Origin of the sequence: Enterococcus sp. NPDC086594, assembly GCF_044746145.1 — a bacterium.
Taxonomy (GTDB): Bacteria; Bacillota; Bacilli; order Lactobacillales; family Enterococcaceae; genus Enterococcus_D; species Enterococcus_D entomosocium.
Genome location: NZ_JBIVBP010000001.1, coordinates 386,599 through 409,790, shown reverse-complemented (window position 1 = coordinate 409,790; position 23,192 = coordinate 386,599). Strand labels below are relative to the sequence as shown.

23 protein-coding genes are annotated in these 23,192 nt (G+C 43.9%); 18 read left to right on the top strand and 5 right to left on the bottom strand.

Going from position 1 to position 23,192, the window contains the following annotated elements; translation table 11 throughout:
* Positions 1–130: 130 nt before the first annotated feature.
* From ACIPK1_RS01895 to ACIPK1_RS01880, 4 genes are all read left to right on the top strand, one after another.
* Complete coding sequence (locus tag ACIPK1_RS01895) at positions 131–2,803, top strand: beta-galactosidase (protein WP_301388784.1); 2,673 nt, start codon at positions 131–133, stop codon at positions 2,801–2,803.
* Positions 2,775–3,614 carry a sugar phosphate isomerase/epimerase gene (locus ACIPK1_RS01890; RefSeq protein ID WP_194188644.1) on the top strand — a complete coding sequence of 280 codons (840 nt, stop codon included), beginning with the start codon at positions 2,775–2,777 and terminating at the stop codon, positions 3,612–3,614. Before ACIPK1_RS01895 ends, ACIPK1_RS01890 begins: the two co-directional genes overlap by 29 nt.
* A gap of 286 nt (positions 3,615–3,900) precedes the next feature.
* Positions 3,901–4,884 carry a LacI family DNA-binding transcriptional regulator gene (locus ACIPK1_RS01885; protein WP_074933365.1) on the top strand — a complete coding sequence of 328 codons (984 nt, stop codon included), beginning with the start codon at positions 3,901–3,903 and terminating at the stop codon, positions 4,882–4,884.
* 273 nt (positions 4,885–5,157) lie between these two features.
* Positions 5,158–5,925 carry a histidinol-phosphatase gene (locus tag ACIPK1_RS01880; RefSeq protein WP_301388781.1) on the top strand — a complete coding sequence of 256 codons (768 nt, stop codon included), beginning with the start codon at positions 5,158–5,160 and terminating at the stop codon, positions 5,923–5,925.
* A gap of 68 nt (positions 5,926–5,993) precedes the next feature.
* On the opposite strand, the gene add is transcribed toward ACIPK1_RS01880, so the two are convergent.
* The 4 genes from add to ACIPK1_RS01860 all read right to left on the bottom strand — a co-directional run bounded on the left by add (position 5,994) and on the right by ACIPK1_RS01860 (position 11,171).
* Positions 5,994–7,010, bottom strand: coding sequence for an adenosine deaminase (gene add, locus ACIPK1_RS01875; RefSeq protein WP_086297866.1), 1,017 nt, complete (start codon positions 7,008–7,010; stop codon positions 5,994–5,996).
* A 151-nt stretch (positions 7,011–7,161) separates the two neighbouring features.
* A complete protein-coding gene (gene ald / locus ACIPK1_RS01870) occupies positions 7,162–8,268 on the bottom strand; it encodes an alanine dehydrogenase (protein ID WP_400449796.1) in 1,107 nt (368 codons plus the stop codon).
* Positions 8,269–8,416: 148 nt separating this feature from the next.
* The gene (locus tag ACIPK1_RS01865) at positions 8,417–9,139 is read right to left on the bottom strand and encodes a C39 family peptidase (RefSeq protein ID WP_301388778.1); all 723 of its coding nucleotides are present in this window, start codon (positions 9,137–9,139) and stop codon (positions 8,417–8,419) included.
* A 100-nt stretch (positions 9,140–9,239) separates the two neighbouring features.
* Complete coding sequence (locus ACIPK1_RS01860; RefSeq protein ID WP_086372318.1) at positions 9,240–11,171, bottom strand: ABC-F family ATP-binding cassette domain-containing protein; 1,932 nt, start codon at positions 11,169–11,171, stop codon at positions 9,240–9,242.
* 217 nt (positions 11,172–11,388) lie between these two features.
* On the opposite strand from ACIPK1_RS01860, the gene ACIPK1_RS01855 reads away from it, so the two are divergent.
* Positions 11,389–12,063, top strand: a complete 675-nt coding sequence (locus ACIPK1_RS01855; protein WP_005228549.1) for a redox-sensing transcriptional repressor Rex — start codon at positions 11,389–11,391, stop codon at positions 12,061–12,063.
* Positions 12,064–12,155: 92 nt separating this feature from the next.
* On the opposite strand, the gene ACIPK1_RS01850 is transcribed toward ACIPK1_RS01855, so the two are convergent.
* The gene (locus ACIPK1_RS01850) at positions 12,156–12,518 is read right to left on the bottom strand and encodes a thioredoxin family protein (protein ID WP_008380790.1); all 363 of its coding nucleotides are present in this window, start codon (positions 12,516–12,518) and stop codon (positions 12,156–12,158) included.
* Between the two features lie 220 nt (positions 12,519–12,738).
* On the opposite strand from ACIPK1_RS01850, the gene ACIPK1_RS01845 reads away from it, so the two are divergent.
* The 13 genes from ACIPK1_RS01845 (at position 12,739) to ACIPK1_RS01785 (ending at position 23,123) form a co-directional block, all read left to right on the top strand.
* Positions 12,739–13,686, top strand: a complete 948-nt coding sequence (locus ACIPK1_RS01845; RefSeq protein WP_008380792.1) for a permease — start codon at positions 12,739–12,741, stop codon at positions 13,684–13,686.
* Between the two features lie 3 nt (positions 13,687–13,689).
* Positions 13,690–14,520: a TIGR03943 family putative permease subunit gene (locus ACIPK1_RS01840; RefSeq protein WP_008380795.1), complete on the top strand. Its 831-nt coding sequence runs from the start codon at positions 13,690–13,692 to the stop codon at positions 14,518–14,520.
* A gap of 145 nt (positions 14,521–14,665) precedes the next feature.
* Positions 14,666–14,932: an IreB family regulatory phosphoprotein gene (locus tag ACIPK1_RS01835; RefSeq protein WP_005228556.1), complete on the top strand. Its 267-nt coding sequence runs from the start codon at positions 14,666–14,668 to the stop codon at positions 14,930–14,932.
* On the top strand, positions 14,932–15,363 hold the full coding sequence (gene ruvX, locus ACIPK1_RS01830; protein ID WP_005234242.1) for a Holliday junction resolvase RuvX: 432 nt from the start codon (positions 14,932–14,934) through the stop codon (positions 15,361–15,363). The genes ACIPK1_RS01835 and ruvX overlap by 1 nt, the downstream gene beginning before the upstream one ends.
* Positions 15,364–15,385: 22 nt before the next feature.
* Positions 15,386–15,703: a DUF1292 domain-containing protein gene (locus tag ACIPK1_RS01825; RefSeq protein WP_005228559.1), complete on the top strand. Its 318-nt coding sequence runs from the start codon at positions 15,386–15,388 to the stop codon at positions 15,701–15,703.
* 106 nt (positions 15,704–15,809) lie between these two features.
* Positions 15,810–16,226 (top strand): NUDIX domain-containing protein, encoded by a 417-nt coding sequence (locus ACIPK1_RS01820; RefSeq protein ID WP_042890226.1) that lies wholly within the window; start codon positions 15,810–15,812, stop codon positions 16,224–16,226.
* A 151-nt stretch (positions 16,227–16,377) separates the two neighbouring features.
* Entirely contained in the window at positions 16,378–17,508 is a 1,131-nt protein-coding gene (locus ACIPK1_RS01815; protein ID WP_400449791.1) for an alpha-hydroxy-acid oxidizing protein, read from the top strand.
* 145 nt (positions 17,509–17,653) lie between these two features.
* Complete coding sequence (locus ACIPK1_RS01810; protein WP_400449789.1) at positions 17,654–18,280, top strand: glycosyltransferase family 32 protein; 627 nt, start codon at positions 17,654–17,656, stop codon at positions 18,278–18,280.
* Between the two features lie 113 nt (positions 18,281–18,393).
* Positions 18,394–18,903: a GNAT family N-acetyltransferase gene (locus ACIPK1_RS01805; protein ID WP_015510214.1), complete on the top strand. Its 510-nt coding sequence runs from the start codon at positions 18,394–18,396 to the stop codon at positions 18,901–18,903.
* Positions 18,904–19,025: 122 nt separating this feature from the next.
* On the top strand, positions 19,026–19,868 hold the full coding sequence (locus ACIPK1_RS01800) for a DUF368 domain-containing protein (RefSeq protein ID WP_301388769.1): 843 nt from the start codon (positions 19,026–19,028) through the stop codon (positions 19,866–19,868).
* 259 nt (positions 19,869–20,127) lie between these two features.
* Positions 20,128–21,579 carry an amidase gene (locus ACIPK1_RS01795; protein WP_005234274.1) on the top strand — a complete coding sequence of 484 codons (1,452 nt, stop codon included), beginning with the start codon at positions 20,128–20,130 and terminating at the stop codon, positions 21,577–21,579.
* A 12-nt stretch (positions 21,580–21,591) separates the two neighbouring features.
* Positions 21,592–22,443 carry a transporter substrate-binding domain-containing protein gene (locus ACIPK1_RS01790; RefSeq protein WP_005234276.1) on the top strand — a complete coding sequence of 284 codons (852 nt, stop codon included), beginning with the start codon at positions 21,592–21,594 and terminating at the stop codon, positions 22,441–22,443.
* A complete protein-coding gene (locus ACIPK1_RS01785) occupies positions 22,443–23,123 on the top strand; it encodes an amino acid ABC transporter permease (RefSeq protein ID WP_005234278.1) in 681 nt (226 codons plus the stop codon). Before ACIPK1_RS01790 ends, ACIPK1_RS01785 begins: the two co-directional genes overlap by 1 nt.
* Positions 23,124–23,192 lie beyond the last annotated feature (69 nt).

The window sequence follows — 23,192 nt, the reverse complement described above, 5'->3', positions numbered from 1 at the left end:
TTCGTCAGCAAATGTTTTGTATAATAGAAAAGAAAGCGATTTCTAATGCAGCTTATGTTCAGCAAGAAAACCAGTGGACTTGTCGAAGTTGTTGGAAATCTGATAGTAAATAGATGGAGGAAGAAAAGAAATGAAAATCGTTCTAGGCGGAGATTCAACCGTGGCGGATTATCCCCTTGATCAACAGCCAATGATGGGCTGGGGACAAGCTTTACCAAGCTATCTGTCCCCAGAAGTAGACGTACACAATTTTGCGAAAAACGGCAGTACGACTCGTTCGTTTATCGAAGAAGGGTTGTTTAAGCAACTCCTGCAAGAAGTCGAACCGAATACAGTCGTCCTACTGCAATTTGGACATAATGACCAAAAAGAGAAAAATCATGTCACGATGGAGGCGTACATTGCTCATTTGACAGACATGATCCGTCAAATCAAAGAAAAAGCAGGAATTCCTATCCTGTGTACACCTGTTGAACGACGTGTAGGGGAAGAGGGACGACTGGCGCATACGTTGTCAGCATTTTTACCTGTCTTAAGAGAACTTAGTCGAACGGAAGAAGTGGATTTGTTTGATTTAAATCGCTATACCTATCATTATTATGACACATTAGGACTAGAAGCTTCCAAAGCGCTCTTTGTTTGGTTAGCACCGGATGAGCACCCCAATTATCCTGCAGGTCTCGCAGATGATACCCACTTTTCAAAGGTCGGGGCGCATATGATCGCTCGCTATGTAGCGATTCGTTTACAGGCGTTTTTCCATGAGCAACCACTGTTTCCTGATATTTATTACGGCGCCTGCATGTATCCAGAAGTCTGGTCGGAAGAAATCATGCAAAGTGATAGTCAAACGATGAAAACGTTGGGCATGAATTTTGCTAGAATTGGGGAATTCATGTGGCGTGACTTGGAGCCTCAACCTGGAGAATATGATTTTGCGTTGTTGGAACGTGCGCTAGAACAGTACCAAGCAAATGGCATCGATGTTTGCTTATGTATTCCAACGCCAACTCCGCCCCGCTGGTTTACAAAACAGTACCCAGAAGCTTTAATCACTAATCAAGATGGGACGAAGATGCATCATGGCTCAAGACAGCATGTCTGTACCAACAACGAGGACTTTCGCCGCTATGCCTATCGTTTGACGAGAAAAATCGCTGAGATTGCCGAAAAACATGAAAATGTCGTTATGTTGCAATTGGACAATGAGTTTAAATGTCATGTCGATCTATGTTACTGTACGACGTGCCAAACGCGTTGGCATACGTATTTAAAAGACAACTATCAATCCGTGACCAACCTCAACGAGTGTTGGGGCACGAAGGTGTGGAGTGAGTGGTATGACGCATTTGAGGATGTCGTCTTGCCACTAACGACCCCGTTTTTGCATAATTCTTCCCTGATGAATGCCTTTCGCCGCTTTACCACCGATACGTTGAATGAGTTTGCGCATGATCTTTGTCATTTTATCCGAATGGAGACCGCGTTACCCATTACCCATAACTCCGCTTTTGGGTTTAACTTGCAAAATGATGAGCTATTTGCTGATTTAGATATTGCCGGTTTTGATACGTATGCACCGGCAGACAACTATCCAGCGTATACCATGAACTTGGATCGTTGGCGGAATGTCAAACCGCGCAACAAGGAAATGTTATTGTTAGAAACTTGTACCGCCAATGCCGGTCATATTGAAAACTATGCGGCACCTCGTCCTCATGGGTTTGTCACAAGTGAAGCGTTCATTGGCTATGCTGGTCATTTGAAATCCTTCTGTTTTTGGCATTTTCGTGGACATCGCTATGGTGTGGAGCAACCCCATAGTGCCGTGTTAACTGCTTGGGGAGAGCCAGATCGTGGGTATGAAGAGGTAGTTCGGATTGGCGAACTAAGACAACAGATCGCACCACTTTTAGCGGAAACGAAGTATGTATCGGCAAAAATAGCCATTATCTACTCGGATTACTCGAAACGCTTTTACACGATCGATCATGGGGGTGTTTATGATTATCGCAGCCTGTTTACCGAATTTTACGGCAGTCTGATTCGCCAAGGGATTCGTGTAGAAATCATTCAAGAAAATAGTCCGTTAGAAGAGTATGATGTTGTTCTTGCCCCATTTGTTCGTTGGATCAGTCCGACCTTGCTGAGAAAATTTGCCGCCTTTACTGAAGCAGGAGGCAAGCTGATTTTAGGCCCGATGACGGGGGATCGGACCAAAGAGCTGGCGTGGCCAGCGACAAATGGCTTAGATCGTTTAGGAGAATGGCTCGGGTTTGACCAAATCCAGCAATTTACGGTGAAAGGACTGACTTATCAGCTAACCTATGACGGCCTAAAAGAACCTTTGGATCATTTGGTCACAGTTTTTCATTGCCCAGAAGATTGGGAAACGATCGGACGAGGGAATGACCAAACGCTACTAGCTAAGAAACAACTGGCTCAAGGAGAGATCATCTATTTAGGTGCGCTACCTAGCAATTTAACAGACAGTTTGATATGGCAGTCGTTTTGTCACAAAGAACTTTTCCCTTATGAATCAGAGCGCCTGTTGATCAAATGTTCGGAAGGTGTGATGAAGTATCGCCGAGAGTCAGCGACCCATGTCCAACTCTGGATCAGTAACTTAGGGATGACGACAGCTGACTTTACCTTACATCTCCCCGGTTTCGAACGCTTATCAGGTGAAGCGCTGGCGCGGGGTAACCATAGGCTAGAACCTTATGAAAATTTGATTATTGAATGGGAAAAAACAGTAGAAAGTGAGGAGTCAGATGATTCATTTAGCCATCCGAGGGCATGACCTCTCAGGAGAATATACACCCAAGCAGCTAGCACAAGCGGTAGGAGCAAAGAAAATAAGAAACGTTCAGTTTGCCTTGAATGCGTCTTTTCCAGACCTAAGTGCTCCTGAAAAAATGAGTCCAGGTATGGGGACCTTCTTCAAGAATGAATTCCAAGAACAAGGCGTTCAAATCGCTTTGTTAAGTTGTTATAGTAACTTGATTCATCCCGAACCAGAGGAACGAGAGAAAATCTTACAGAAATTTGAGCGCTACTTATTCCATGCCCGTTATTTTGGTGCCAGCATGGTGGCTTCAGAAACAGGCTCAGTCATTGCCGCGCTGGGATATAGCGAAGAGAATTTTTCGGATGAGGTTTTTGAAGACTTGATCCATGTGATCCAGCGACTCGTTCGAGTGGGAGAAAAACATAAAACCATGGTAGGGATCGAAGCAGGACTGAATCATCCGTTGTATTCGAATCAGCGCATCGCCGAGCTGATTGAACGTGTTCCTTCTGATTATCTAGGGATCATTTACGATCCAACGAATTTGATCACCGCAAAAACGGCTGCTGATCAAGTTGCATTGGTAGAAGAAGCGTTTACTCTTTTTGGCGAGAAAATCGTCTGCTTGCACCTAAAGGATTTTCAACTCTCGAGAGAAGAAGTGATCCCTGTCCCGTTAGGTGAAGGACAAATACGGTATCCAGAAATTTTACAGCTTCTGATCAAACACAAGCCATACTGTTACGTGGTGTTAGAAGAAACAAAAGACGCTGGGATCGATCGTGCGGTGGCGTTGATTGAAGGCTTAGATTTAAAAAATTAGCTGGGTGCTTGTGTAAATGATTGTTTAAGAGAACACGGGAGTGATTTTCTTGTTTTCTTCAAAGACGCTGACATTAATGCAAACTTTTATCTAGCATAGAAAAGTTGTTTATGGTGAGATTTCATCTAAACAGCTTTTTTATTTTCATAAAAATAGAAAATGTAAGGTAAGGTTTGTTATTATAGAATAAAAAGAAAGCGTTTTGGAATGTTGCATTCGGATAATAGATCAAATGGAAAAGGATTTAATATTTACGAGACATGTAAAAGAGAGAAAGGAGGGACCAATGGCAAACATGCAAGACGTGGCAAAACTTGCCAATGTATCCGTGACTACCGTCTCACGAGTGATCAACAATAAAAAATACGTGAATGAAGAAACAAAGCAGATTGTGCTAGAAGCAATTCAAGCACTTGATTATGTACCAAATGAATTAGCACGGTCCTTTTATTACAATTCCTCAAAGATGATCGGCTTGCTGATCTATGATTTGAAAAATGATTTTTATAATCAATTTATTACCCGAATCGAGTCGCAACTGATTGAGAAAGGCTATAGTTTGATGATTGGTACCACACAAGGGAATCCTGAAAGAGAAACCTATTTTTTGAACTTGTTTCTCGCAAATAATATTGATGGGGTAATTTTATGTACCAACCTTTGTACGCAAGGTCCATTGTTGCAAAAGGTTCTCAAATTACCTCTAGTGAGTGTGGGTAGAGTCCTTAGCGATGAAGTATCCTCCGTTTCTGCGGATAATACCTCAGGTGGACAGTTGGCAGCACAGATCTTAATCCAAAATCGTTGTCGCGAGATCCTCTTCGTTAATGGACCAAAGACATTACATTCCGTTCAAGAAAAATCAGCTGGTTTTTATCAAGTGATGGACCAATACCCAGAGATCCATGTTCACGAGGTCATACTCGATTTTGTAAATGTCACGCAAACTTCCTTTGATCAACTTTTTCGTCAATGGCCTTCTATCGATGGCATTTTTGCGGCAAGTGATTTTTTGGCAGCCTGCGCTTTACGTTCCCTTCATTCACTGGATAAAAAGGTTGGTGAAGCGATTCAAGTGATTGGTTATGAAAACACCAATGTTTGTCTTTGTACTAACCCTTTGCTTTCGTCCATCGCACGACCTTTAGAGGAGATGGTGGATTGGACGACCCAGCTACTTTTTCAAGAGGTACAAGGAGACAAAACCGCACCAAGACACGTCCTCTTGAAAAATTCATTTGTCCCAAGAGAAACGACTCAATGGAAGTGATGGGAAAAGAAGCAACCGCTTGCAGCTTTCTTTTGATTGTCTTGGGATAGCCGCAATTCTATAATGAAATGGACTGGAATAAATCCAGACTGATGAAGTTGCTAAGTGATAGGTGTTGATAGCTAGTACTATTTTTTCGAAAAAATGGTTCCGTTTACAAAAGATTCTGTAAAATAGCGAACGGTTTGAAGGATAACGCCTCAAGAAGAGTGTACCTAAAATGCGATCACAAAAACAAATTAACCTAAATGTAATAAGAAGGAGTGAATAACCATGTGGAAAGCAAACTATCATACCCACACAACTCGATGCAAACATGCACGGGATTCTGATGAAGACTATGTGATCAAAGCCATCCAAGCTGGCTTTAAGGAAATCGGCTTCGCTGATCATTGTCCCTGGCCCTTTGAGGATGGGTATGTCTCGCCCATGCGGATGGATGTTGCGCAATTGGAAGATTACGTTTCATCGGTGAAAAGCTTACGGGAAAAATATCAAGGACAAATCGATGTGAAATTAGGATTAGAGTGTGAATATTTTGAAACAATGATTCCTTGGCTAGTTGCAGAGAAAGAAAGGCTGTCGATCGACTATTTGATTTTTGGCAATCACTTTCCTGAAATCGAAAGCAATCACTATTACGACCATACACCCGGGGATTCGGTAAAAGCGATCAAAGATTATCTCCGTGTTTCTTTACAAGGGATCGAATCAGAAATTTTTGCTTATATGGCACACCCAGATGTGTTTATGCGGGGCTATAAAACCTTCGATTCCCATTGCGAAGAAGTTGCTTACCGTTTATGCGAAAAAGCCAAAGAGTATCAGCTGCCATTGGAGTATAATTTGGCGGGCTATACGAATGGTGGCTATCCGCATCCTGAATTTTGGAAGATCGCTAAGGAAGTCGGCTGCTCTTGTATTATTGGGATCGATGCCCACGAGAGTGTGGCTTTCACAAATACAGAAATTTACGAAAGAGCTCTTTTAGAAATCGATGCCTTAGGATTAACAAGGATCGATCGGCTCTTCTTTGCGTGAAGGAAAGAAAGTTGATTGTTTTGGAAATAAACATGGACGCCAGTGGGGATCACTAGCGTCCATGTTTATTAGAATTGCCATTCTTGAATTTTTTTCAAGAGTACCGCTTTGTCGGCAGCTTCCGCAAAGGAATGCTGAGCGGCAGTTTCGTTTATGAAGCGCATCTCTGATTCGGACATGTCGCAATGATGAGCCATTTGCAGGTATTCATTGGTCAATGTCGTATTTGAGACCGTTCGGTTATCGGTGTTCAAACAAAAAGGGACCTTGGCTTCCAGCCATTCTCTTAATGGGTATGCCGAGTATGTGGGAATCGCACGAGTATGAACATTGCTGGTAGGACAGCCTTCGATACAGCGCTTTTGTTCTCGAACAAACGCTTGAGCAGTGTGATCTCCTTTTAAGGCGATGCCGTGGCCAATCCGCTGCGCACCGCTTTCGATGGCTTGATAAATGTTTTGCACACAGCCGCATTCGCCTGCATGTAAGGTCAGCTGGACACTTTGGTTCTTGAGGAACACTTGATAGCTGGCAGCTAAATCAGGGACGTACCCGTCTTCTTCTGGACCTGCTAGATCAATACCGACTACTTTTTCATCGGTAAGAGCGATCGCTTCATCAAAAATCTCCGTAATAGCTGGTAGGTCTTCTTGACGCATCCCAATGACCAAAACATTGCCTTTGATTGGGTAGCGTTTTTCTGCTCGTGCGATGCCTTCGATCACGGCTTGGATGGTCTGGCTGCAAGTGAGTCCTTTGTCCATCGATAAGCTGGGGGCAAAGCGGATCTCAATATAAGCGACCCCATCTTGAGCGGCTTGTTCCATCACGTCATAGGCAGCAGCTGCTAAAGCTTCTTGTGTTTGCAGATACGGCCGAACAAAATCAAAGCAGCGAAGATAATCCCTCAGGTCATGACAATCTTTGGGGGCTTGCATCTGTGCTTTCACAGCTTCGATGTCTTGAGCGATGGGAAGCTCTTGCTGATTGGCGATGGCGATCAATGTTTCTGGACGAATGGAACCGTCGAGATGGCAGTGAAGTTCTACTTTGGGAAATGCTTGGATTTGTTGTTGAGTAAGCACAGTGTTCCTCCTGTCTAGGTCGAATTTTTTTAAGTATGAATATAGCATACTTCCAAAGCCCATGCTACCCAAAAAAGGAAATTCTCATAGAAAGCAAACCAGCAGCCGCGAATTACTTGTACGGCTGCTGGTTTTATTGTGGGAGAGTGGCTCAAATCAATTCCGATAGATCGGTAAAAGGCAATGACAGATCGTGAGCGGCTTCTTTTGAAGTAAATGCGCCCTCATAGGCGATGACCCCTTTGGCAAGGGCCTCGTTTTCTCGCAACGCTGCTAAAGGATCCTTCGCTAGCTGCTGGGCATATGGCAATGTGGCAATGCTCAATGCGATGGTTGCCGTTTGCGGCACAGCACCCGGCATATTCGCCACTGCATAGTGAATGACTTCTTCCCGGATATAGGTTGGCTCGTCGTGGGTGGTGACTTTGTCTTCGGTCTCGAAAATTCCGCCTTGGTCAATGGCAATATCGACGATCACGGATTTTTCAGGCATCTGTTTCACCATGTCGCGGGTCACTAAGCACGGGGCTTTTTGTCCTGGCAATAAAACGGCTCCTACCACCAAGTCTGCGGATTGGATCGTTCGCTCGATATTCAAACGATTGGAATACAAAGTTTGGACTTGACCAGAAAATTGTCGATCCAGCTCTTGTAAGCGTGGGATTGAAACGTCTAAAATTGTCACTTGTGCGCCTAGACCTACGGCGACTCTCGCGGCATTCTCGCCGGCAACGCCACCACCAATGATCGTTACCCGACCTTGACGGACGCCGGGAACACCCGAAAGCAGGATCCCTTTTCCGCCATAAATTTTTTCGAGAAATTGCGCGCCAATTTGAACAGACATTCTTCCAGCGATCTCACTCATGGGAGACAGTAAAGGCAGGGTGCCGTTCGCCAGCTGGACGTTCTCATAAGCAACAGCGATCACTTTGCTGTCGATCAACGCTTGAGCAAGCTGTTGATTGGCGGCTACGTGGAAATAGGTGAATAAAACCAGTCCCTCATGCAAAAAGGGGTATTCTTCTGGTAAAGGTTCTTTGACTTTCATAACCAATTCAGAGGCCCAAACCTCTTCAACGGTAGCAATCGTAGCGCCGACTTCCTGATACGCTTGATCAAAAAAGGTTGATCCTGCACCAGCGCCTTGTTCAACGAAGACTTCGTGTCCGTCTTGGACTAACTCATAGACTCCGGAGGGCGGCAATGCCACACGATTTTCATTGTTCTTGATTTCTTTGGGGATACCGATTTTCATAGACTTCACACCTTTCTTTCTTCCATTATAATAGAAAGCGGATTCCCAAAGGGAGAAAAAAGGGTTTTTTTATTAAAAAAATAAGATCCAGTTGCTACTTTCGGGACGACAAAGAAAAAAGCCCCACAATGGGACTTTTTTCGAACAATCAGCTGAAGGTCCAAAAGCGTAAGCTTTGATCAGCGATTTCATCTAGTGTGTAGTAAGTAGCGTAGTGGGATTTTTCCGGATCATCATTGGGATCTAAGACAAACACTTGATCGCCCATCATTCCACCTAAGACCATGATATGGCCGCCATCTGTAAATTCCCCTGGGGTCATAGAAACGATGACGGGATGATTTTGTTGCAAGTAGGCTTCAACGCTAGCTAGGTCAGTACTAAGATCATAATAGTTGTAGCCGTTTGCATCGGCAAAATCAGAAAAAATCCGCCAGTCCGTTCCTTGGCCGTCAACGTAATAATGATCTCCTGCCCAATCAAGGACTTCCGGTGGCGTAATGTGATAGCCTTCAAGATAGGATTGAACCATCGCAAGAGAAGCGATCGCACAGCCGTTTTCTGCTAAGGTTTGGCTGCCGTCATTGCCATAGGATCTATCGGCCCATTCTTCGTTCGTCTGCAGGAAAATCGGTGTTGTGATGTCCATTTCCCCTAAGTAAGCATTGATATCTTCACTTAAAAAAGCTTGGGAGTAAACATATTCGTCATCGTAGCTATCATCATAGGCAACGGCGGTAGACACGTGTTCGGACAACTCTCCGTACAACACGTGATGAGAGATTCGATTGAACCCTATCCAAATCAACACCAATCCTGCTAAAACAATCATTGGCCGACGCTTTCGATAAACATCTGTCTGTTTTTGCATTTTTCCCTCCTTGTTTTACGAATCGTACGTATTCATCCTGTTCTTTTAAGTAAAACAAAGGAGGGGGAGCTTGTCATCGGCCTACAGACCGATTCCACGATCAACTTTCAAATGCCTCTAGTTCTAAGCTAGTATTTTCCCATGCTTCTAATAGGGCTTCTTGTTCAGTGCGGGCTTGTTCTAACGCTTGATTCAACGCGGTCAATTTTACATGATCATTCAACGCTTCTGGTGCGGTCATGTCTTGTTCCAGTTGCTGGATCGTTTCTTCTATCGTGGCAAGCTCTTCTTCGATTTGGGCGACTTTTCGCTGTAAGGTTCTAACGGCTTTTTGCTGTTCTTTGCTTTGGACAAAGTTTTGCTTGCCCGCTGAGATGGTGGTTTCGGTTGTTTTTGCTTCCAACATTGCTGCGATCTCAGCTTCTTCTTGTTTCTTTTCTAAATAATAATCGTAATCGCCTAGATAGAGCTTGCTGCCGTTTTCAGACAGTTCCACGACCTTGGTGGCGATTCGATTGATAAAGTAGCGGTCGTGAGATACGAAGAACAACGTGCCTTCATAATCGATCAGGGCATTTTCTAAGACTTCTTTGCTGTCGATATCTAAGTGATTGGTTGGTTCATCCAAAATCAAGAAATTGTCATGGTCCATGGCTAATTTTGCCAAAGCGACACGGGCTTTTTCGCCACCGCTTAACAGCGTGATCGGCTTTTCAACATCTTCTCCAGAAAATAAGAAGCTGCCTAATATATTGCGAATCTCGACTTCAGGTGTGGTACTGTGGTCATCCCAAAGCTCATGGAGGATCGTTTTGGTTGAGTGCAGATCGGATTGAGTTTGGTCATAGTACCCGATTGAGACATTGGCGCCAAAATGCACCTTTCCTTGAATAAAGGGGATTTTATGAATCAGCGATTTCAGTAAGGTTGATTTGCCGATCCCATTCGGTCCCACTAAAGCGATCGCATCTTTGCGACGAACATCTAAGTCGATGGGCGCCGATAAAACTTCTTCTTCAGAATAACCGATAGCGGCATTTTCTACTTGCATCACAACATTTCCTGAAGGTTTTTCAATGGAAAAAAGGAAGTGGGCGGATTTTTCATCTCCTTGCGGGCGATCCAACCGGTCCATTTTCTCTAATTGCTTACGGCGGCTTTGCGCGCGTTTGGTGGTAGACGCACGGACAAGGTTGCGGGCAACAAAGTCTTCCAGTTTATTGATTTCTTCTTGCTGCTTTTCAAAGGCTTTCCATTCGCTTTGCAGCTGTTCAGCTTTCAGGGTCAAATAGCGGCTGTAATTGCCTTTGTAGTGGCGCATTTTTTGCCGACTCAGTTCGTAGACTTCATTGACAACTTTGTCTAAGAAGTAACGGTCATGGGAAACGATCAGCAACGCACCGGCATATCCTTGTAGATAGTTTTCCAACCAAGATAACGTTTCGATGTCTAAATGGTTGGTCGGCTCATCGAGGATCAAGATATCAGGTTTTTGCAGCAGCATTTTTGCTAATGCCAAGCGGGTTTTTTGACCACCGGAAAGGGTATCGATCGGCTGTGTGTAAAAAGAAGGATCAAACTGAAAACCGTGCAAGACGGAGCGAATTTCATTTTCATAGCCATAGCCGTTTTTTTCTGCGAATTCATGTTGCAATTGATCATATTCTTTGAGGAGATTGCCAGAGTCAGCAGCAGGATCTGCTTCGGAGATGGCGATCTCTAAGGTACGCATGCGCTGCTCCATCTGCCGAACCGTTGCAAAAGCTCCTAGCATTTCTTCCCAAACGGTGGCCTGACTAGCAAGTCCGGTATCTTGAGCTAAGTAGCCCATCGTAGCGGTCTTGTTTTTAGCGATCGTTCCTTTATCAGGACTTTCGAGTCCAGCAATAATTTTCAGTAGCGTTGATTTACCAGCACCGTTGCGCCCAACAAGCGCGATTCGGGAATTGCTGGCAATTTCTAATTGGATATTTTCAAATAAAACCTCGGCTCCGAAAAGACGGGCGATTTGGTTGGCTTGTAATAAAATCATGTGTATGTCATTCCTATCTTTAAGAAACTTGTCTGTATCAAGGTTACAATACTACAAGTCTATCATATTTTAGGGGAAACGGCGATTGGGAAAAAGTTTGATTTTACCATTATAAAATTTATATTTCAAATTATGAGCATTCAAATTGATTTTTGAACAATGTATTTGTTATGATAGCTTCATCACAAGTGAATTTTTCACAATGGGGGAGTATTCTTTGAAAGATCATCAAATTCCAAAGGCAACAGCGAAGCGATTGCCTTTATATTATCGTTACTTGCGTATTTTGCACCAAGCTGGCAAATTAAAAGTTTCTTCGACCGAACTAAGTGAAGCTGTTCAAGTTGATAGTGCGACGATCCGCCGCGACTTTTCCTACTTTGGTGAATTAGGAAAACGCGGCTATGGCTATGACGTTGAAAGCTTGATGCAGTTCTTTGCGAAGACATTGAACGAAGACCACATGACGAATGTAGCTTTAGTCGGTGTCGGAAACTTGGGGAGCGCCTTGTTGAAATACAAATTTCACCAAAGCAACAGCATTCGGATCAGTGCTGCATTTGATGTCAATGAAGATCTAGTTGGTCGAATCGTAGATGGTGTGCCGGTCTATCCAATGGATGACATGAAGGAACAAGTGAAGATCCAGCAGATCGATGTGGCTATTTTGACGGTTCCCGCACAACATTCACAAGATTTAGTGAACGAGCTTGTGAAAGCTGGCATTAAAGGAATCTTGAACTTTACACCTGCACGGATCACTGCACCAAAAGGCGTGCTGATTCAAAACGTTGACTTAACCAATGAATTGCAAACATTGATTTATTTCTTGCATTCAGGCAACGTCTTGTCCCATGAAGAACCAGTAGAAGAACCATCACTAAGCGAATAATCGCATCACATAAATAGGAACCAGCAAAACAGCTGCCAGATCGTAGTATATACAAGGATCTGACAGCTGTTTTTTGCTTTCATTCACTGAACTTACTCGTCTAACTGGTCAAAAAGTGATTCGTAGGAATCTTGCTCTTCAACGCTTGTGAGTGCTTCTTGATACCGCAAGATTTGTTGAGTCAAACGTGTGAAATCGATGATGCGGGCTTCGCGATGCACTTCTTTCCCATTTGCGAACAAGAGGACGACGGGAACCGTCAAGACCGAAAATAAACTGGCTGCTTCTGGCTCTGTCAGCGTGTTGATGGTAAATAGTGGGAGTTGTTGGGTTTGTGCCAGTGTTTGGATGCGTGGTTTGTCCGCAACACAAATACTGCAATTTGGTTGAGAGAGATAGAGTAGTGCCAACGGATGTTGGGCGAGCCTCTCTTGGATCGGTTGATTTTTTTGCATAAGTCATTCCTCCATGGAAAATGTACGCTGTTCTTGAGGAAAAGTCAAAATATCTGCTAGTTGCTGATCATTTAGGTGAACAAGAAGGATTTAAAGATAAGGAAAATCTAAAGCAACGATTAAAAAAACAGACTGCTTTAAAAAAAACGTTGTATAAAAAAAGGAAAAAACGTATAGTAATTCCAGCGTTTCGAATTTATTGATAAAGAAGGTTAAAGTTATGTTTCAGGCATTACCGAATTCTGTCCTGCAAATGAGTGTTATTTTTTTATCTATCGTCATTGAAGCCTTGCCCTTTGTCCTATTGGGCTGCTTGATATCAGGTGCTTTACAAGTCTTCTTGACGCCAGAAAGAGTCACGAGACTCTTACCAAAAAACAAATTGGCATCGATCACTGTTGGTTGTGGCCTGGGGGTATTTTTTCCTTCCTGCGAGTGTGGGATCGTACCGATCGTTAATCAGTTCGTAAAAAAAGAAGTGCCAGTGTATACGGCGTTTGCCTTTATGCTGACTGCACCGATCATCAATCCTATCGTGATTTTTTCGACATTCATTGCCTTTGGAAATTCCGCGAAGTTCGCCTTTTTGCGTGTACTGGGCAGCTTATTGGTCGCAATGGTCGTGGGGATCTGGCTGGCGTATTTTAACAAACAAGAGGTCTTAAAAACACGGCTTGCCAATCAATTAAGTGGCGGGAATGAGCAAGTAGCTCACCCACACCATCATGGGCATGATCACGCCCACCATCAAACAGAAAAGACCAGTCATCCGCTTCTTCGGCAGATTCGTCATTTGCTGCAGCATAGTTTGGATGAGTTTTTCGATACTGGGCGTTATTTGATCATTGGTGCGTTGATCGCCTCAGCGATGCAGACCTATCTGCCAACTGGCTTGATGCTGACATTAGGCTCCACGAAGCTGTTAGCGGTTTTCGTCATGCTGCTGTTGGCACTGACATTATCCCTATGTTCCGAAGCAGATGCCTTTATCGGCTCTTCGTTGTTGAGTTTATTCGGCACTGGACCAGTCGTCGGTTTCCTGGTTTTTGGTCCAATGGTAGATATTAAAAACCTGTTGATGATGAAGCGGTACTTTTCGGGGCGTTTTATCGCTTCTCTGGTTGGTTTAGTCGCAATCGTCGTTTCAATTTATGCATGGGTGGTGTAAAGAATGATTCGTTTTTTGATCTTATCAGGCTATTTTGAATTAATGATGTATTTGCAAGTGACGGGCAAACTCAATCAGTTTATCAACATTCATTATCGCTATCTCGCTATTTTATCTATGATCATTTCTTTATTGTTGGCTTTGGTCCAGCTGTACTTTTGGGTCAAACAAGAGCCCGAGCATCATCATGACGACGAGCACCAGCATGGATTAGAGAAAAAATACCAACGAGTGATTGCGTATTTTCTATTAGCCTTACCGATCATCGTGGGTCTCTTTTTTCCCACCGTTAGCTTGGATACGACGATCGTTGAAGCAAAAGGGTTTAATTTCCCCCTAAGTGAAGAATCTGTGGGGGATCCAGAAATGACGACCCAATATCTGAAACCCGATACAAGTCTTTATTTTAACAAAGAAGATTATGACACTCAGATGGATGCAGCCTTGGCACGTTACGCCAAAGATGAGACGATTGCGGTAACGGAAGAAAATTACTTGGAAGTCATGGAGTTGATCTATACGTACCCGAGTGAATTCATTGGTAAGAAAATCACCTATGATGGATTTGTGTACCATGCAGATCAAGATGATGCCAATGAAATCTTTTTGTTTCGTTTTGGCATTATCCATTGTGTGGCTGATTCAGGCGTTTTCGGTTTACGGGTGGAATTGCCGCAGCAAGCGACTGCAGAAAATAACCAGTGGCTCCACGTGGAAGGGACGATCCAATCGAAGTACTATCAACCCTTCAAACGAGACTTGCCGATGGTGGTAGCAGACCAAGAGAAGACGATTGAAGCACCAGAAAACCAGTATGTCTATCGCGCTTTCTAGCTTTTTTTAAGAAAGTTCATAGAAACATCATAAACCTTTGTTATAATGAAGAAAATCTAAGCATATGTTTGTAGTTTTATCAAACGTTTAGTACAATAAAGTAGGAACATATGCTAAAATCTATACAAAAGAGAGGTGTCGTGAAATGGGTTTTACAGATGAAACAGTTCGCTTTGATTTTGATGATAGCCGTAAAAAAGAAGTCAGCGAAACATTAGCTATCGTCTACCGAGCATTAGAGGAAAAAGGATACAATCCGATCAATCAAATCGTCGGTTACCTCCTTTCTGGCGACCCGGCTTACATTCCTCGTTATCGGGATGCCCGGAATTTGATTCGTCGTCACGAACGGGATGAGATCATGGAAGTTCTGATCCGTTATTATTTAGGCAATCACGGGATCAACCTATAATGAGAATCATGGGATTGGATGTTGGTTCGCGGACAGTCGGCGTGGCGGTCAGTGACCCAATGGGCTGGACAGCACAAGGGATCGAGATCATTCGCATCAATGAAGATGAAGGCAATTTCGGTTATGATCGACTTGCTGAATTGGTGAAAGAATATGAAGTCTCACGTTTTGTGGTAGGACTACCTAAAAATATGAATAATACGATCGGACCTAGAGCGGAAGCTTCTATGGCTTACGGCGCAGCGATCGAACAGCAATTCGGTTTGCCTGTCGTTTACCAAGACGAACGTCTGACGACCGTTCAAGCAGAACGAATGCTGGTAGAACAGGCGAATACATCGCGTGCCAAACGAAAAAAAGTGATTGATAAATTAGCAGCAGTCATGATTTTGCAGAATTATTTAGATGGTGCTGGGAAACAGCTGTTTTAATTTACAGAAAAGAGGAAAATAAATGTCAGAACATACACACGATCATAACCACGATCACGATCATGAAGGACATGAACACATTACTTTGATCGATGACCAAGGAAATGAAACCTTATACGAAATTCTATTAACGGTTGACGGTACGGAAGAATTCGGCCGCAACTACGTCTTGCTTTATCCAGCAGGCGTACCGGAAGAAGAAGACGTTGAATTACAAGCGTACGCTTATATTGAAAACGAAGACGGTTCTGAAGGTGAATTAGAACAGATCGAAACAGAAGCAGAATGGGATATGATTGAAGAAGTCTTCAACACATTCATGGCGGAAGAAGAAGAATAACATGCTGCAAGTGCTGATCCTTTCCATAAGGGATCAGCACTTTTTTTGATTTTTAACGACTGTTTATTATAGAAGCAAGCCTGCTTTTTTGAAAGGAATGAGTAAAATGAATCACGTAACGATTTTTGAGCTTGAAAAGATCGCAGAAGAGCAGCTAGTTTTTGCGGTGATCATCAGCAAGTATCAAGAAAAGCTCGTCTATGTCAAACACAAAGAACGAGACACATTAGAAATACCCGGAGGTAAGCGAGAATCAGGAGAAAGCATCACAGCGTGTGCCGCCCGTGAATTAAAGGAAGAAACAGGAGCCAAGCACTTTACTCTAGAGCCGTTATTTATCTATGGGGTAGAAAAAGACGGGGAGACCGATTACGGCTTGGTGTTCGAAGCCCAGATCACGGACTTGGAGGATGAGTTGACTTCAGAGATCGAAGCAATTTATGTAAGGGCAGAGCCGCCTGCCAGTTGGACATATCCAACGATTCAGCCGTTGTTATTGGCAGAATATTTCTCACGAACATAAAAATAATTCAGCCAGCTCAAATGGAGGGCTGGCTTGAGTTGAAAAGTAAAAGCAGCGTGTTGAGTAGGAGTGAGCGAATGAGTTGCGTGATCCTGCAATCAGGGGTAGGATGAAAATGTAAACGTTATCTTATTGGAGAGTAGGGAAAGGCATGGAAAAAATTTATCAAGCAAGTACCGCAGAAGGAGCAATCGATTTTATCAATATGCGCGATTTGGAGATCGCGGCAGAGGAAGTGATTCCTAAAGGTGGGTATGGCTATATCAGCAGTGGTGCGGGGGATATTTTTACCTATCAAGAAAATGAACGCGCCTTCAATCACAAATTGATCATTCCTCATGTCTTAAAGGACATTGAATTACCGGACACAACGTTGTCCTTTGGCGGTGACACGTTGTCAGCGCCAATCATTATGGCGCCTGTGGCTGCCCACGGCTTAGCAAATGTTGCGGCAGAACAAGCGTTAGCTAAAGGTGTTTCACGTTTTGGCACGATCTATACGGCGAGTTCGTATGCTTCTTGTACGTTGGAAGAAATCCGAGCAGCTGGTGGCCAAGAAGCGCCGCAGTGGTTCCAATTCTATATGAGCAAAGACGATGGCATTAACAAAGACATCTTAGCGATGGCAAAACGCAATGGCGCCAAAGCGATCGTTTTGACCGCAGATGCAACTGTTGGGGGCAATCGAGAAACGGATCGCCGCAATGGCTTCACCTTTCCGTTGGCAATGCCGATCGTTCAGGCTTATCAATCAGGGATCGGACAAACGATGGATGCCGTTTACGGCTCCTCAAAACAAAAATTAAGTCCTCAGGATGTCGCTTTTATCGCCAAAGAATCTGATTTGCCGGTTTATGTCAAAGGGGTGCAATCAGAAGAAGATGTGGACCGAGCATTAGGGGCAGGTGCACAAGGGATTTGGGTCTCAAATCACGGGGGACGCCAATTGGATGGTGGTCCAGCTTCCTTTGATTCCTTGCAGATCGTGGCTGAAGCAGTAGCAGGTCGGGCGCCGATCATCTTCGATAGCGGGGTACGGCGAGGACAGCATGTCTTTAAAGCGATTGCTTGCGGAGCAGATCTGGTGGCAATCGGTCGACCAGTGATTTATGGGTTGGCTCTAGGTGGTGCCACCGGTGTTCAACAAGTCTTTGATTTCTTCAAAAAAGAATTGGAGATGGTCATGCAGCTTGCGGGGACGCAAACGGTGGCAGATATCAAAAAAGCCGTCGGGACAATCATTATTTATAAGCAATCCCTCAAAAAGCACTCGAGTCGTTGACTCAGGTGCTTTTTTCAATGATCCTTTCTGATCCTGAAGAGCAGAGCCAACAGTTCTTTTCGCCGTAAAAAGTGTATATGATTTTGAAACAATTGCAAAATCCGCTACACTTAAAAGAGACCAATAAACTAAAGGAGAGAGATTGATGATTCCAAAAATTATTCATTATTGCTGGTTTGGCGGCAATCCATTAGGTGAACAAGAAAAGAAATACATGGATACCTGGAAAAAATATTGTCCGGATTATGAGATCAAACGTTGGGATGAATCAACGATCAACCTTTCAAAATTCGGTCCTTATCTAAAAGAGGCCTATGACCAAGAAGAATGGGCATTTGTGTCAGATGTGGTTCGTTTGTATGCGTTAGTGACAGAAGGCGGTATTTATATGGATACCGATATCGAGGTGGTCAAACCTTTAGATGTGCTCTTGACACTGGAGGCATTTATGGGCTTTGAGATCGAAACCAAGATTTCTACGGGGATCATTGGAGCGGTGCCGCATCATCCCTTTATGGAAGAATGGTACCACGATTACGATGACCGAAAATTTGTCCGGGCAGAAAAAACGGAAGATGTCGTCACCAATGTGATCCGAGTGACGGAACTGTTGCAAAACCACGGATTAGAATTGAATAATCAACGACAAACCGTTAAGGGTGTAGAAATCTTCCCGCAAATGACGTTTTCACCAAAAAGCTATATCACTGGTGAGGTCGAGGAAGATCCGAGTACGATGGTGATCCATCAGTTTTCTGGCTCTTGGTTATAAAAGAGTAAGTCTATGAAAGGACGGACAGCGGGGAAAGCTGTCTGTCCTTTTTGCTTTTGCAAGGGATGATGGAGATGTGATAGAATAGCTTGAAAAAATGAGGAGGCGTTTTGATGGCTATCAAACGATGTACTTTGGCAGATTTAGAAGAATTGGGAGAAATCAGCGTATCCACCTATTACGATACATTTGCTCCTTTCAATACGGAGGAAAATACTCGTATCTATCTAGAAGAAGCCTACAATCTGCCGAAACTGACCCGAGAGTTAGAAAATCCGCAGTCGGCGTTTTATTTTTTACAAGAAAATGATCAAACCGTAGGATATATCAAACTTAACTGGGGTGAGGCGCAAACGGAAGCGATTGCCCCAGAGGGGTTGGAAATTGAACGAATCTATATCAAAAAAGAACATAAGCGCAGAGGCTATGGCAAAACACTGCTGCTGTTTGCTCAAGAGACCGCCAAAGAGCTGCAGAAAAAGTCGATCTGGTTAGGCGTTTGGGAATTTAACGACAATGCGTTGGCTTTTTATCATACGATGGGCTTTGAAAGAGTTGGCAGTCATTCCTTTTTTATGGGGGATGATGAGCAGACGGATTTCTTGATGCTGAAAGAACTTTGAAATCTGCCTTTGTATGAGGAATTAGAAATTACTTTCCATTTTTTTGGCAATCAAGTATAGTTAAAGAGATTGATGAAAAAAGAACGATTGGTGAAAACCATCGCTAAGGAGAGCAATTGTAAATGGAAAAACAGAGAAACGAAAGTATTTTGTCACGTTTTCTTAAAGGCGTGGTGATTGCCTTGGGCTTTATCTTGCCTGGTGTTTCAGGTGGCGTATTGGCAGCCATCTTAGGCATTTATGAGCGGATGCTGCGCTTTATGGCACATCTGACGAAGAATTTTAAAGAGAATCTCCTCTTTTTCCTGCCAGTAGGGATCGGGGGAATCGTAGGGATCGGGCTTTTATCAAAGCCATTAGAGTGGCTGCTGCAAAACTATCAAATCATCGTTTTGTGGGGCTTTGCGGGGGCAATTATTGGGACGTTACCAGCACTTGCTAAAGAATCGACCTTGAAAAGCAAACGGACAACCGGCGATCTGCTTTGGTTCTTCGGCAGTATGGTCATCGGCTTCTTGTTCCTCTATTTTATGGGCGATATCTTAGGAACGATCCCTGCCAATTTCATAGGTTTTGTGATCGCCGGCGGTCTGATCGCGTTAGGTGTTTTGGTTCCTGGCTTGAGTCCTTCAAACCTTTTGCTCGTTTTGGGACTTTATGATCCGATGTTGAAAGGCTTTAAGAGCTTTGACATCATGGGGGTCTTTCTACCGATCGCCATTGGCGGCTTGGCAGTGATGCTGTTGTTTTCGAAATTGATGGAGTGGCTATTGACGCATTATCATTCAAAAGTCTATCACTTCATTTTAGGGATCGTTATTGCCTCAACGGGTTTGATCGTGATTCCTCCGGTGGCAAACTATAGCGGCTTTACTTGGGTAACGGCCGTCATCGGAATTATCTTGTTTGTCTTGGGGGCTTGGTTAGGTCTTTGGATGAGCAAGCTGGAAGAAAAATACAAGTAAATCAAAACGGCACATCGTTTGGCGATGTGCCGTTTTTGTTAGGTTATGATTCGGGCAGCTAAGAGAAAGCGTTGGTGGACGGCCAGTAGTAAAAAGATTGGAACGTTTGATAACGATGTGATACAGGTTTAAAAACTGTTCTATTTTTGTTGAAAGATTTCCTAGTGTTTGGTATATTGTAGTCTATATAAAGAAGAATTTCCCATGTGTTACAGTTTAGATAATTGTTTGAGGTTATTGAGAAAAAGGAGGGACAAGCATGCAAGATGCGACCTATTGGGCGGAACAATTGCGGCAAGGACAAATCAGCTTTGCCGAGCGGGTGGCGATGATCGAAGAAAAAGTCAATCAACAAAATTCGCTTTTGAATGCGCTTGTAACATTTGATCCGCAAGCAGCGATCCAGCATTACGAGCAGCATCTTCAAAAAACGGTTTTTGGTGGACAACCCATGCCGTTAAAAATACTCGGCCAAACTAAAGCAGGGTGGCCAGCAACGTCAGGAGCCAAACTGTTTGCAAAAGCACGAGCCAGCCGCACGGCTCATTTTGTCTCTCGTTTAGAAGAGGCGGGCTTTGTGCCGTTAGGGCAAACCAATGCACCAGAATTTGGATTCAAAAATATCACTGATCCAACATTGTATGGGCCTACACGTAATCCGTGGAATCCTGCCTATTCAGCTGGTGGTTCCAGTGGTGGTGCGGCAGCGGCAGTGGCTTCGGGGATGTTTCCGATTGCAGGTGCCAGTGATGGCGGCGGATCGATCCGCATTCCAGCTTCCTTTAGCGGATTGATCGGTTTGAAGCCAACCCGTGGCACGATGCCAGTGGGTCCTAGTGAATGGCGCAGCTGGCAAGGCGCTTCCATCAACTTTGCGTTGACGCTTTCTATGCGTGATACGGAACAGTTGTTTTATGCGTTGCGGACGTCACAGCCGGCAGCCCCTTATCAGGCACCGCAAGTAGAATGGCATCATCAGCAAGCGAGTCAAAAACCGCGGTTGAAGGTTGCTTTTACTACCGCATCGCCGACCGGTGGCCAAGTGTCTGAAACTGCCATCCAAGCAGTCCGAAGTGCAGCCGCATTTTTAGAAAAGCAGGGGCACGAAGTCATTGAAGTGGGCTATCCAGTGGATGGTCAGCAAATGATGACCACCTATTACGCCATGAATGGTGGCGAAACAGCTGCGATGTTTGCTGAGATCGATGCTGCTCGTCAAGAACCGGTCAGACGGGAAGAGATGGAATTGATGACCTGGGCACTTTACCAATATGGCAAAAAACTGCCGGCCGCCGATTACGTTCTTGCCTTGCAGTGGTGGGATCAGCTGGCAGAAAAAATGGAAGAAGTCTTTTCGACCTATGATCTCTTTTTAACACCGACGACGGCTTTTCCAGCCCCTTTGATCGAGGAAGACTTACAAAGCGATAGCATTCGCCAAAGACTGCATGAGATCGAATCGCTTGGAAAAAGTGCTGCGGGTGAGTTGATCGAAGAAATGTTTGCCAAGAGCTATACTCTGACACCTTACACTCAATTAGCCAATTTAACGGGGCAGCCAGCCATCAGCTTGCCAACTGCTCTTAGCGAGGAAGGGTTGCCGCTAGGGATCCAATTTATGGCGTCTAAAGGCAGAGAAGATCTGCTTTTCCAAGTCGGCTATTTATTTGAAACACAGCAACGATTTCTGTTGCCAAAACAAGGAAACTAAGAGGAGGATATTATGAAACAAGTTAGAAAAGGGAAAATCGTTGCAATGGTTGGCTTTTTAGGTTTATTTACGGGGGTCCTGTTAAGTGCCTGCAGCAAACCAACGGAAGAAGACTCAAGTCTAAGCAAGGTGGAAGAAGCCAAAACATTGGTTGTTGCTACTTCGGGAACCTTGTATCCATCGTCTTACTATAACGATGAAAATGAATTAGTGGGCTATGATGTCGATGTGGCAAAAGAAGTCGCCAAACGATTAGGCGTAGAGATCACATTTAAAGAGTACAATGTCGATGGACAAGTTTCTTCTTTAACACGTGGAGAAGCCGATTTTGCTGCCAACGATTTTGGTTTGACGGATGAACGGGCGGAAAAATTCAGTCTCTCAACGCCTATCAAATACTCGTTCGATAGTATGATCGTGCGTAAAAGTGATGACTCAGGGATTGCTTCTTTAGAAGATTTGGATGGCAAAAAAGCTGCTGGTGAACCGAATACCAGCTACATGCGCTTAGCCGAATCTTATGGGGCAGAATTAGTGACTTACGACAACGCAACGAATGATCAGTATTTGACAGATGTTGCGAATGGTCGAACGGATGTGATCTTGAATGATTACTATTTGCAAAAAATGGCGGTTGCTGCTTTGCCAGATATCCCTGTAAAAATTTTAGAAGATGTCTACTTTAATCCGAATGAAACGGGCTTCTTATTTGTGAAGGATCATAAAGCATTGCAGGAAAAAGTGGATGCTGTTTTAGCAGAAATGAAAGAAGACGGCCGTTTAAAAGAACTTGCAGAAACGTATTTTCAAACCGATATTTCAGTAAAATCTGATCAAGCGATCCAAACGGTTGAAACAGACTAATGTATATTCCAACCCTTGATTTGCCGTTGATGTGGGACTCATTGCCCTATTTGCTGTCGGGCTTGTCCTATACGGTCGGCATTGCTGTCGTTTCTTTTCTAGGTGGCAACCTCTTAGGGATCATGCTCACCTTCTTAGGGATGCTGGAAAACCCCATCATTAGAGGGTTCGTGCGGGGCTATCTCTCATTTCTAAGAGGCGTCCCAGCGTTGGTCTTGTTGTTCCTCCTGTATTTTGGTTTGCCCTATCAATTGTCGGCGCTTAGTGCTGCGATCATCTGTTTTACATTGACCAGCAGCGCATTTATCGGGGAAATCTACCGAGGATCAATTGCTGGAGTGGATCGTGGGCAATTTGATGCTGCCTATGCGTTAGGGTTATCATTTACGAAAACGATGCGTCTGATTATTTTGCCACAAGCTTTTCGTATATCTGTACCGGCATTGAGTAATGTGGCAATGGATTTGTTGAAAGGAACCTCCTTGGCAGCAATGATCACGATTCCTGATATTTTTCAAAAAGCCAAGATCGTTGGCGGACGAACTTTTGATTACATGTCCATGTACGTGCTAGTTGCCATCATCTATTGGCTGTTGTGCATTTTGATTGAAGCCGGTCAAAAGCGATTAGAACAACATTTTTCAAAACGCTTTGCTGCTAATGAGGCTGTAAGACAATAAAAAAAGAGCCGAGGCTCGATCACTGCAGAAATCACTCTCTTCTTGAATTGATTTCTGCAGTTTTTGTAT

What these genes read in the sequence shown, in the direction of transcription:
- ACIPK1_RS01895 (WP_301388784.1), top strand. Translation starts at nt 131, where the DNA reads ATGAAAATCGTTCTAGGCGGAGATTCAACCGTGGCGGATTATCCCCTT.
- ACIPK1_RS01890 (WP_194188644.1), top strand. Translation starts at nt 2,775, where the DNA reads ATGATTCATTTAGCCATCCGAGGGCATGACCTCTCAGGAGAATATACA.
- ACIPK1_RS01885 (WP_074933365.1), top strand. Translation starts at nt 3,901, where the DNA reads ATGGCAAACATGCAAGACGTGGCAAAACTTGCCAATGTATCCGTGACT.
- ACIPK1_RS01880 (WP_301388781.1), top strand. Translation starts at nt 5,158, where the DNA reads ATGTGGAAAGCAAACTATCATACCCACACAACTCGATGCAAACATGCA.
- ald (WP_400449796.1), bottom strand. Translation starts at nt 8,268, where the DNA reads ATGAAAATCGGTATCCCCAAAGAAATCAAGAACAATGAAAATCGTGTG.
- ACIPK1_RS01865 (WP_301388778.1), bottom strand. Translation starts at nt 9,139, where the DNA reads ATGCAAAAACAGACAGATGTTTATCGAAAGCGTCGGCCAATGATTGTT.
- ACIPK1_RS01860 (WP_086372318.1), bottom strand. Translation starts at nt 11,171, where the DNA reads ATGATTTTATTACAAGCCAACCAAATCGCCCGTCTTTTCGGAGCCGAG.
- ACIPK1_RS01850 (WP_008380790.1), bottom strand. Translation starts at nt 12,518, where the DNA reads ATGCAAAAAAATCAACCGATCCAAGAGAGGCTCGCCCAACATCCGTTG.
- ACIPK1_RS01845 (WP_008380792.1), top strand. Translation starts at nt 12,739, where the DNA reads ATGTTTCAGGCATTACCGAATTCTGTCCTGCAAATGAGTGTTATTTTT.
- ACIPK1_RS01840 (WP_008380795.1), top strand. Translation starts at nt 13,690, where the DNA reads ATGATTCGTTTTTTGATCTTATCAGGCTATTTTGAATTAATGATGTAT.
- ACIPK1_RS01835 (WP_005228556.1), top strand. Translation starts at nt 14,666, where the DNA reads ATGGGTTTTACAGATGAAACAGTTCGCTTTGATTTTGATGATAGCCGT.
- ruvX (WP_005234242.1), top strand. Translation starts at nt 14,932, where the DNA reads ATGAGAATCATGGGATTGGATGTTGGTTCGCGGACAGTCGGCGTGGCG.
- ACIPK1_RS01825 (WP_005228559.1), top strand. Translation starts at nt 15,386, where the DNA reads ATGTCAGAACATACACACGATCATAACCACGATCACGATCATGAAGGA.
- ACIPK1_RS01820 (WP_042890226.1), top strand. Translation starts at nt 15,810, where the DNA reads ATGAATCACGTAACGATTTTTGAGCTTGAAAAGATCGCAGAAGAGCAG.
- ACIPK1_RS01815 (WP_400449791.1), top strand. Translation starts at nt 16,378, where the DNA reads ATGGAAAAAATTTATCAAGCAAGTACCGCAGAAGGAGCAATCGATTTT.
- ACIPK1_RS01810 (WP_400449789.1), top strand. Translation starts at nt 17,654, where the DNA reads ATGATTCCAAAAATTATTCATTATTGCTGGTTTGGCGGCAATCCATTA.
- ACIPK1_RS01805 (WP_015510214.1), top strand. Translation starts at nt 18,394, where the DNA reads ATGGCTATCAAACGATGTACTTTGGCAGATTTAGAAGAATTGGGAGAA.
- ACIPK1_RS01800 (WP_301388769.1), top strand. Translation starts at nt 19,026, where the DNA reads ATGGAAAAACAGAGAAACGAAAGTATTTTGTCACGTTTTCTTAAAGGC.
- ACIPK1_RS01795 (WP_005234274.1), top strand. Translation starts at nt 20,128, where the DNA reads ATGCAAGATGCGACCTATTGGGCGGAACAATTGCGGCAAGGACAAATC.
- ACIPK1_RS01790 (WP_005234276.1), top strand. Translation starts at nt 21,592, where the DNA reads ATGAAACAAGTTAGAAAAGGGAAAATCGTTGCAATGGTTGGCTTTTTA.
- ACIPK1_RS01785 (WP_005234278.1), top strand. Translation starts at nt 22,443, where the DNA reads ATGTATATTCCAACCCTTGATTTGCCGTTGATGTGGGACTCATTGCCC.